Consider the following 1667-nt stretch of genomic DNA (forward strand, 5'->3'; position numbering starts at 1 on the left):
TAGCCTGGATGTTGCATAAACCGGAATTGCGGACTGGCCTTTCCCTTGACGTCTGTCTGGCTGAGCTTGAGTAGTGCGCCGGGCAAAGTTCGCCCTACCCACGCGCAGTAGGGTTCGGCAAGCTGGCTGGTTATGAAGGTGATGGGTGGGTGGTCTATTCTCGGCTGACCGGACGAACTGGCCTCATGAGGTGTTGACGGTGTGTGCAGGTACGGAAATGAACAGCCGTTCAGAGAGCGTGTGCAGCAGATCCTTGACGGCACAGGCGCTTGGCAAATTCAGGATGATGCGCTGTTTTGTTTGGCGGACCTGGACCGCGATCTTGAAAAGTTTGTTGATGACGGTCGATGGTTGCGCTTGCGATAAGGCGGTGTGTTGCAATGCCTGGGTGCGCAGCTGTTGATGCAGGATGTAGGCGGCGCTGTGCATCAGCAAGCGCATGAAGTTGGCCAGGAAGCTGGTGCAGGACGTGCGGTCTGATGCCAGGTCGGTCTTCAGGTGCTTGATGAAGTTTTCGGATTGGCCACGCGCGCAATAGACTTCCTCGTACAGCATGCCAGCGTCAAGGCCGCTCAGCGACGTGACGACGAAGCGCGGATTTTCACCGAGCGCCATGACCTCGGCCTTGAGCAGCACGCGCCAGGGTTTTTCCCACGAACCGGCGGCATACGGGAATTCGTCATACAGGCGCACCGCGTCTGGCACCACGTCGCCGGTTTGCACGGCCGCCCACAGCGCGCAGGCCCGCTGCTTGGTTTTTTCTGCCAGTGCCTGCAGCTTGACGTTGCCTGGCAGGCCGAAGATAAAGTCAATGTTGGGCATGGCATCGATCATTTGCATCAGTTCCGGCCTGCCGAAGTGCCCGTCGCCGCGCACCAAAATGTGCGTGTCAGGGAAGTGGCGGCGAATCTGCGTGAGCACGCGCCGCATGATCATGGCATTTTCGGCGCCCGTCGGACTTTTGCCCGGCCGCAGAAGGGCTGCCACCAGGGCGCCCGACTGGCCATCGAAAATGAACAAAGGCAGGTAGCATGTGCTGCGGTAGTGGTGGTTGTAAAACGCCAGCGGCTGCTGCCCATAGGCCGCGTCTTCCGAGTGGTCCAGATCGAGAACGAGGGTCCTCGGCGGTGTCGCGAAGCCGGCGATGAATTGCGCCACCAGCGCCTTGCAGAGACGATAAATATCCTTGCGACTGGCCGCGTGTTCAAAGCGCGATATCGTCGCCCCCGACGCCAACGCGGCATCGGCAGCAAATGGCAGGCGATCCGCGCCGAGCTTGAACATCGGGTCGTGACGCAGGCTATTGGAATCGTTGCCGTCTTCGTAACCGCAGCCGATCTGGAAAATGCGCTGGGTCAGCAGGTCAGCATGCGAATGCGTGACGTAACTGGCGTGCCGCGTGTCGACCAAGGCATTGGCCAAACGCTCGGTCAGGCCGATCTGGCGATCGACGCCACGCAACAGCAACGGTCCCAAGTCGGACGACAGGCCGCCGCCGTCAAAGTCGGCGCGAACGGTATGGCCTGGAATGGATGGAAAACGGAGCTGTTCTGAAGTAGAATTCATGTCGGGCAAGGTGCTTTTTGTGTTGATGGATGTGTTTCTCGATAACTCACATTTTATCAATCACTTACGGCGTTCTTGCCCTTTTTTATGCAAAATTCAGG

At 58.7% G+C, this 1667-nt stretch carries 1 protein-coding gene; it reads right to left on the reverse strand.

What is annotated here, in order from left to right:
- Nucleotides 1-183 precede the first annotated feature (183 nt).
- Nucleotides 184-1566, reverse strand: coding sequence for an IS1380 family transposase (locus F1735_RS33405; protein ID WP_167241286.1), 1383 nt, complete (start codon nt 1564-1566; stop codon nt 184-186).
- Nucleotides 1567-1667: the final 101 nt, after the last annotated feature.

Origin of the sequence: Massilia genomosp. 1, from assembly GCF_011682185.1 — a bacterium.
GTDB lineage: Bacteria > Pseudomonadota > Gammaproteobacteria > Burkholderiales > Burkholderiaceae_D > Telluria_A > Telluria_A rubra.

Coding starts and splice junctions, on each gene's coding strand:
- F1735_RS33405 (WP_167241286.1), bottom strand. CDS start 1,566: ATGAATTCTACTTCAGAACAGCTCCGTTTTCCATCCATTCCAGGCCAT.